The following is an 8,851-nucleotide window of genomic DNA, read 5'->3' on the forward strand; positions in this document are numbered from 1 at the left end:
ACATTTTTTTATTGTAAATAATTAAGACCTTATTTCCAGCCGCCTCCAAGATTTCTGTAAATATGAACTACGGCATTGAGTTGTTGCTTTTTGGTTTCTACAAGCTCCAATTTGGTCTCCAAAGCGTCACGTTGTGTCATCAATACTTCAAAATAATCAACTCTTGCCGATTTAAACAAATCGTTAGAAACTTCGATTGATTTTGTAAGTGCATTAACTTGTTGTGATTTTAGATCGTAGCTTTTTTCTAGGTTGCCAATCATCGATAGTTGATTTGAAACTTCAAGATAGGCATTCAAAATAGTACGATCATAGTTGTATAATGCCTGGATTTGTCTAGAATTTGCATTCAAAAACTCAGCTTTAATTCCGTTTCGGTTAATTAGTGGCCCAGCAATATCTCCAGCTAAAGAATAAAGCAATGATTCGGGAAACATTGTCAAATAGGAAGGTTTAAAAGCATTTAATCCAATACTGGCCGAAATATCAAGTGAGGGATAAAACTCTGCACGTGCTACCTTTATATCTAGTTTTGCAGCAGTTAAATTCAATTCTGCTTGCTTGATATCAGGACGATTGGCTAACAATTGCGACGGTATTCCAGAATTGATAGTTGTTGGAAGCAAATTTAAGAAGTCGGTTTTATCACGTTTTATTTCTTGTGGATAACGACCCAATAAAAAGTTGATTCTATTCTCGGTTTCCTTAATATTTTGTAGGATATCAAATTCCCTATGCTGTGAAGACAATACTTCTGCTTTGAATTTTTGTATGGCAAGTTCAGTGGCTTTTGCGGCTTCTTTTTGAACTTTTACAATTTCTAAAGCATTTTTTTGCAACTCAATATTCTGCCTTACAATTTCCAACTGACTGTCAAGAGAAAGCAATTCGTAATATGAATCGGCAACTTCGGCAACAAGATTCGTAACTACAAAATTTTTGCCTTCAACAGTTGCTAGATACCTGCTAATTGCTGCCTTTTTAGAGTTCCGCAGTTTTTTCCAAATATCCACTTCCCAATGTGCATAAGTGGCAATCTTATAATCCATTAAAGGATCTGGAAATTCTTTTCCAGGTGTAATTTCAGTACTTGCATCTCCAGCACCTTGACTGGTATAGCGCCCTACTTTTTCTACTCCAGCACCTGCACCTGGGTCAACGGTTGGTAACAAACGTCCTTTTCTAATGCGAATATCATTCTTTGCAATTTCTATTTCTTGCAAAGTAATCATCAATTCCTGATTGTTTTTTAAAGCTGTATCAATCAAATCTACTAGATTTTTATCTTTGAAGAATTTTTTCCAAGGAATACTTGATATATTGGTAGTATCCTTATTGACATTATACGATTCAGGAATAGGCTTGTTATCTGCCATCACGGTTACTGCTGGTGCCTTGCAACTAGCAACAAGTAGACAAATACTTATTGTTAGAACTATTTTATTACATTTAATTTTCATAATCAATTTCTTCAGATAATGGACCTTCTTTCTCGTTTTTAATAAGTTTGTGTTTACTTGCAATAGTTCCAAAAATGAAATACAAACCAGGAATAAGTAAGACGCCAATAATGGTTCCTAAAAGCATCCCCCCCAAAGCCGCTGTTCCAATAGTACGATTTCCAATTTTACCAGGACCCGAAGCAAAAACTAATGGAATTAAACCAGCTGTAAAGGCAAATGAGGTCATTAAAATTGGTCTAAACCTTATTTTTGCACCTTCCATCGCAGCATTAAGAACTGTCATTCCTTCTTCGTGTTTCTGCACGGCAAATTCAACGATCAATACAGCATTTTTACCTAACAAACCTATCAACATAATAAAAGCAACTTGGGCATAAATATTGTTTTCTAAACCAGTTAATGACAGTAATAAAAACGACCCAAATATACCTGCGGGAAGCGATAGAATAACGGCAAATGGCAAAACAAAACTTTCGTATTGTGCGGCTAAAACAAGATATACAAACAACAAACAGATAATAAAAATATAAATGGCTTCGTTACCTCGACCTACCTCGTCTTTGGATATTCCAGCCCAATCTATATCATATCCCCTTGGTAACGTTTTTTTGGCAACCTCTTGAATGGCTTTAATCGATTCGCCACTACTATAACCAGGGGCTGATTGTCCACTTATCTCAGAAGCGTTGTACATATTATGTCTAGTAATTTCAGACAAGCCATATACTTTTTCCATGTGCATAAATGCAGAAAAAGGTACCATTTCGTCACGATTGTTTTTTACATACAATTTTAAAACATCTTCGGGCAAGGCTCTATATTCTGGTGATGCTTGTACAATTACTTTGTATTGACGGTCGTATTTGATGAAACTAATTTCATAATTACTACCTAATAAAGTTGAAAGTGTATTGGTTGCATTTTCTATTGTAACGCCTTTTTGTTGTGCCAAATCATTATCTATTCGCATCATAAATTGCGGAAAACTAGCACTATAAAACGTAAATACGGATGCTAATTCTGGACGTTTGTTAAGCTCTTTGACAAAATCAACACTCACTTCTTCCATCTTTTTATAATCGCCAGATCCTGCTTTGTCAAGCAAACGACATTCAAAACCACCTGCTGCACCGTACCCAGGAACTGCTGGAGGTTGAAAAAACTCAAGCGTTGCACCAGTAATGTTTTTTGATTTTTCTTCTAACTCTTTCATTATTTCATTAGCTGTATGTTTTCTGTCTTCCCAGCTTTTAAGGTTGACCAAACACGTCCCCGAATTGGCTCCTGTTCCTTCGGTTAGCATTTCAAATCCTGCCAATGATGAAACCGATTTAACACCTTCAATACCTTCTGCAACTTTTTGCAGTTTTGTAGCAATTTCATTAGTACGTTCTAATGTAGAACCCGGAGGTGTTTGTATAATGGCATAAAACATACCTTGATCTTCATTTGGAATAAAACCTGTAGGAAGTGTGTTGTTTATGAAAAATATTCCGGTACAAAAAGCTATAAATAGTCCAAAAGTAACGCTTCTTTTATTGACAATTTTACCAAGTATATTTTGATATTTACCCGTCAGATTGTTGAATTTATGATTAAATCCATCTAGAAAATTATTTAAAGGAGTTTTTTTCCTTGCTATGCCATGATTGTTTTTTAGCATCATCGCACAAAGGGCCGGAGTAAGCGTCAATGCAACAACACCAGAAAGAATAATAGCAGTTGCCATTGTGATAGAAAACTGACGGTAAAAAATACCAACTGGACCCGACATAAATGCCAACGGAATAAATACGGCTGCCATTAAAAAGGTTATCGCAATAATAGCTCCACTGATTTCACCCATTGCTTTACGGGTAGCTTTCATAGGCTTGAGGTGTTCTTCTTCCATCTTGGCATGAACTGCTTCAATAACTACAATGGCATCATCAACAACGACACCAATAGCTAATACCAAAGCAAATAGTGTTACAATATTAATGGTAATACCAAAAATTTGCATGAAAGCAAATGTGCCAATTAGCGAAACAGGTACTGCAATGGCAGGAATAACGGTGGATCGCCAATCACCAAGAAATAAGAAAACGACCAATCCTACTAAAATAAATGCTTCGACCAATGTGTGAATTACTTTTTCTATCGAAGCGTCAAGGAATTTAGAAGCGTCATAACTAATTTCATATTCAATTCCTTTTGGGAATGATGTTTTTAATTCAATTAATTTTGCTTTTACATCTTTAATAACTTGGCTGGCATTACTACCATACGATTGTTTTATTGCTATTGCCGCAGATGGTCTTCCATTCAAACTTGAATAAATATCATACATTGAACAACCAAACTCTACTTTAGCTACATCTTTTAGACGAAGAATTTCACCACTAGTGTTGGCTCTAATAACTATATTTTCATATTGCGCATTGGTTGTAAATCGACCAGGATATTTCAAAACATATTCGAAAGATTGAGATACTTTTCCGGAACTTTCTCCTGTTTTACCTGGCGAGGCTTCCAAACTTTGTTGTGACAAGGCTTCCATTACTTCATCGGCAGAAACTTTATACGCCAACATTCTGTCGGGTTTTAACCAAATACGCATTGCATATTCACGATTACCAATAATATCAGCATCACCAACACCATTTACACGTTTCAAATCGGAGAGCATATTTATATCAGTGAAGTTATATAAGAACTTCTGATCCATAGTAGGATCTTTACTAAATACATTTATGTACATCAAATTACTAGATTCTTCACGAGTAATCTTAACACCTTCACGCACTACAAGTGGTGGTAGTTTATTGATAACGGATGCTACTCTGTTTTGGATGTTAATAGCGGCTTGATTGGGGTCAGTTCCTAAGTTAAAAATTACTTGAATTGCAGCTTCACCATCATTACCCGCATCAGAAGCGATATATTTCATTCCAGGAACACCATTAATGGCTCTTTCTAGGGGGATAACAACTGCTTTAATCAATAATTCGTTATTCGCACCAGGATATTCAGCTGTAACATTTACTTTTGGTGGCGAAATCGAGGGCAATTGGGTAACTGGCAAATTAGTCATTGCCAAGACACCAAGCAAAACAATCATCAGTGATATCACGATGGATAAAACTGGTCTTTGTATAAATTTACTAAACATTTTTGTATTCTTTAATGATTAAATTTAATTTGCTTGTATTTTCAAATTAGTCAAAACCTCTTGAGGTTTCAAGTAATCATATTTAATTTTGTCATCATCTTTCGCGTTTTGAACACCTTCAAGCAAAAATTTATCAGTTGCGGAAATGCCACTTTTTACAATATATAAATCGGGCAATTCACCAATAACAGTAATTTCTCTTGATTTTATAACATTGTTATTATCGACTACAAAAACATATTTTTTATCTTGTATTTCATAAGTTGCTTTTTGAGGAATAACTAGTGCATTTTTGATAGGAACAGTCATTAAAACTTTCCCTGTTTCACCATTTTTCAATAATTTATCGGGATTTGGGTAACTTGCTCTAAAGGCAACATTTCCGGTTTCATTATCGAATTCACTTTCAATAACTTCCACTTTTCCTTTATATTTTAAAGGTTCCCCATTGGCTAAAAGCAAACCCACATTGCTGTCGCCACGGTCTTTTACATTGGTTTGATATTCAATGTATTCTGGTTCGGAAACATTAAAATAAGCAAATACTTTACTATTGTCAGAAAGACTGGTTAGTAATTCGCCTTCATCAATAAGGCTTCCTATTTTTTTCGGGATTCTATCAATAGTTCCTGCAAAAGGCGCTCTTATTTCTGTGAAAGAAAGATGAAGTTTTGCCATGGCAACTTCGGCTTTTGCTTGTTCTAGCTTGGCTTGCGCCATAGCTTGTTCATTTTTAGAAACTACATTTTTTTCGACAAGTGTTTTCGCATTTAGTAATTCAATTTCTGCGGCTTTTGCTTCGGCCTGAGCTTTCATCAACTCTGCTTCATACATTTTTGGCATAATTCGGAATAACAATTGGCCAGCGTTAACATACTGACCTTCGTCAACATAAATGTCTTGAAGAAATCCTTTTTCTAAGGCTCGAATTTCTATGTTACGAATTGATTTTATCTGAGAAACATATTCTTTCGTAAACGAAGTGTCGATTACCGCAGCATTGGTAACAGTATATTTACCTTCTTCTTCTTTTACTTCTTTTTTACTTGTACAACTTGTTAGGTACAATAGGGCTATAAAGCCTGTGAATAGGACACTTTTCTTCATGGATTAAAAATTGGAATGATAATGCTTTCTTTGGATTAAAAATTTATTATAGAGTTAATGTAAATAGCACACCCGTCAACGATAGACATAGGCGTGTCGAAACATTAATTAAAATCAAATTCTTAGTACTCTTTGTGAAATGTAAATAGGATAAGAATTTCCTAAAAAAGGAGGCGAGGTTTCAAAACGATTGTTAAAATAATTTAAAACAAAAAGTTTTGCTTGTGATGAAAACCATGGGTTAGGTAAGGTGTATTTATCACTAAAAAAGATAGTTTTATTTCCATCACTTGCATCATCGGCATTGTGGTAATCTTCCTCTAAATCGATATCAATTTCCTCGAATAACGTTATTTTTCGGTCGTCATTTGAGAATTTTACGGGTCTGTTTTTTGTGAGATTTTGAATCGATAAGGAGCAGCTATTCTGTTCGTTTTTTGCAATAGCATGCAAAAAGCTACCTCCGCCTGGCAGAAGTGAAAAAACATACAAGAAAAATACAACTATATTCATTTGGGTGCAATATTAATGAAATATTGACCGGTAAAAAAAAAAAAAAAGTTAAGAAAAGTATAAACTACCGAAAACGGTTTAGTTAAAATGGAATTCTAGGTTGTATATTAAAATTCAAAATCAATATATTGGATGAATAAGAATCATAATTTTAGCAATAGAATTGTCAATCATCATTTGATTTTGAAATGGCAATAAATAACCCTTTTAGCGTTTTAAATTCTAAAAGGGTTGTTGAGTTTTATTTAAAATAAGAAAAAGTATCCTCGTTTTCTATCTTTAATAAAGTTTCATAAATTAGACGAATTACATTCTCCACATCATCACGATGTACCATTTCTACAGTAGTGTGCATATAACGTAAAGGCAGTGAGATTAATGCCGAAGCGACACCACCATTACTGTAGGCAAAAGCATCAGTGTCAGTTCCTGTAACTCTAGAAGAAGCGAGTCTTTGAAAAGGAATACCTTTTTCAATAGCAGTATCTAAAATTAATTCTCTTAAATTATTCTGAACCGCAGGTGCATAAGTAACTACAGGACCTCTGCCTATTTTTGTTTCTCCTTCAATTTTCTTATCAATCATGGGGGTGGTAGAGTCATGGCAAACATCAGTTATTATGGCAACATTCGGTTTAATGGTTTGGGTAATCATTTCCGCACCACGTAAACCCACTTCTTCTTGAACCGAATTAGTGATATACAATCCAAAAGGGAGTTTTATTTTATTTTCATGTAACAATCGAGCCACCTCGGCAATCATAAAGCCCCCCATGCGATTATCTATGGCGCGACAAACGAATTTGTTTTCGTTCATAATCATAAATTCATCAGGATAGGTAATTACACAACCCACATGAACGCCCATCTTATCGACCTGTTCTTTAGTTTCGCAACCCAAATCAATAAATATATTGCTGGTTTTTGGATTTTCCTCTTTATCTCTATTTCGTGTATGAATGGCAGGCCAGCCAAAAACCCCTTTCACAATTCCTTTCTTTGTATGGATATTAACCCGTTTTGAAGGGGCAATTTGGTGATCGGAACCACCATTCCGGATTACATATACCAGACCGTCATCAGTAATGTAGTTTACGTACCATGCAATTTCGTCGGCATGGCCTTCAATCACTACCTTATAAGGAGCATCGGGATTAATAACTCCCACGGCTGTTCCGTAGGTATCCGTAATAAAAGTATCTACGTACGGTTTTACATAATCCATCCAAAGTTTTTGCCCTTCGGCTTCAAAACCAGTAGGGGAGGCATTATTTAAGTATTGTTCCAAGAAAGAAATGGAAGACTTTTTCAATATAGATTTTGTGCTCATGAGTATTTTTTTGGCTAAATTATAAATTTGGCATTACACTTGCATATATAATGTATAATTTTGGCAATAAAATTTTCCTTTATGAAGATTGTAAAGTACATCCTGTTTTCTTTTTTAATGTCAATTTCTGTTCACGCTCAGGTTACCCAAAAGGATACCATTAAAATGGGTTATGACTTAAAGGAAAACGATACGATATTAAGTGAACCTATTTTGTTGGATGAAATTGTAATTTTTAAAGAGAAACTAGATCCCGAAAGCAAAAAACAATTTCTTCTATTGCAAAACAGGGTCTACAAAACATATCCCTTTGCAAGGATTGCTTCTGAAAGACTGGCCTTACTGAGCAATACTATGAATAAACTACAATCCAATAAGGAAAAAAGGAAGTACTTTAAAATTGTAGAAGATTATATGGAAAATGAATTTACCAATCAGCTAAAAAAATTATCACGTAAGCAAGGACAAATTTTGGTAAAACTCATTCACCGTCAGACTGGTTTCACAACATATGATTTAATAAAGGACTATAAAAGCGGATGGAAAGCATTTTGGTCCAACAATACCGCAAGATTATTCGATATCAGTCTCAAAACCGGTTATGCTCCTTATGAAGTCAATGAGGATTACCTCATAGAAACCATCCTTTTTAGAGCATTCAATAGAGGAAGGCTTATCAAGCAAGAGCCGGCACATCCTATAAGCTACGACGATTTGTCTGATTTTTGGGAGCAAAAAGCAATAAGAAAAAAATAAAATTCTCTTTTGGGCGTGGCCTTTCAGGTCGGGCTATACGCTACAAGTCCTCATCACGCTAAAAAGCGTGATTGCGGGATTTCCGCTGCTATCCCTCACGCAACACAAAACCAAAATACTTTTTCGGCATTTCAATTTTCATAGAATTACACGAGTAAAATTCCCAACAACCATTTTGCTCAAAAAAACTTCTAACCTCAAAAACCGTAAAATCAAACAGTTAAAAAAAACTTTTAAAAAAAGGGCTAAAAAGATTTGGAAAGCTGAAAATACTGACTACTTTTGCACCCGCATTGAAGCAGACGTTCTACCTTGTTTATTGAAAAGCGGATTAAAAAAATCGAATAAAATCGAAAAAACATTTGCCAAAATAATAAAAAGGTTTTATCTTTGCCGACCCGTAAGGGGGGTCAAGTTCTTAGAGAGATTGGTTGGGGGTTAGGGATGATAAATCATCGAATCTAACACGAGAAGCGGACGAAAAAATAAATTTTCAAAAAACTTTTCAAAACCCTTGCGAGATTAAAAAGA

General features: G+C 34.9%; 6 protein-coding genes. 1 reads left to right on the plus strand and 5 read right to left on the minus strand.

Annotation, left to right across the window (positions count from 1 at the left end):
• Positions 1–29: 29 nt before the first annotated feature.
• From DB895_RS12945 to DB895_RS12965, 5 genes are all read right to left on the minus strand, one after another.
• A complete protein-coding gene (locus DB895_RS12945) occupies positions 30–1,460 on the minus strand; it encodes a TolC family protein (RefSeq protein WP_166426979.1) in 1,431 nt (476 codons plus the stop codon).
• Positions 1,450–4,614, minus strand: coding sequence for an efflux RND transporter permease subunit (locus DB895_RS12950; protein ID WP_116725790.1), 3,165 nt, complete (start codon positions 4,612–4,614; stop codon positions 1,450–1,452). The genes DB895_RS12945 and DB895_RS12950 overlap by 11 nt, the downstream gene beginning before the upstream one ends.
• A gap of 24 nt (positions 4,615–4,638) precedes the next feature.
• Positions 4,639–5,721 carry an efflux RND transporter periplasmic adaptor subunit gene (locus tag DB895_RS12955; RefSeq protein ID WP_116725791.1) on the minus strand — a complete coding sequence of 361 codons (1,083 nt, stop codon included), beginning with the start codon at positions 5,719–5,721 and terminating at the stop codon, positions 4,639–4,641.
• Between the two features lie 114 nt (positions 5,722–5,835).
• Complete coding sequence (locus tag DB895_RS12960) at positions 5,836–6,234, minus strand: hypothetical protein (RefSeq protein WP_116725792.1); 399 nt, start codon at positions 6,232–6,234, stop codon at positions 5,836–5,838.
• 241 nt (positions 6,235–6,475) lie between these two features.
• Positions 6,476–7,564 carry a M42 family metallopeptidase gene (locus tag DB895_RS12965; RefSeq protein ID WP_116725793.1) on the minus strand — a complete coding sequence of 363 codons (1,089 nt, stop codon included), beginning with the start codon at positions 7,562–7,564 and terminating at the stop codon, positions 6,476–6,478.
• An 81-nt stretch (positions 7,565–7,645) separates the two neighbouring features.
• On the opposite strand from DB895_RS12965, the gene DB895_RS12970 reads away from it, so the two are divergent.
• A complete protein-coding gene (locus DB895_RS12970) occupies positions 7,646–8,320 on the plus strand; it encodes a DUF4294 domain-containing protein (RefSeq protein WP_116725794.1) in 675 nt (224 codons plus the stop codon).
• Positions 8,321–8,851: the final 531 nt, after the last annotated feature.

The organism is Flavobacterium psychrotolerans, from assembly GCF_003097635.1.
In the GTDB taxonomy this organism is placed as follows: Bacteria; Bacteroidota; Bacteroidia; order Flavobacteriales; family Flavobacteriaceae; genus Flavobacterium; species Flavobacterium psychrotolerans.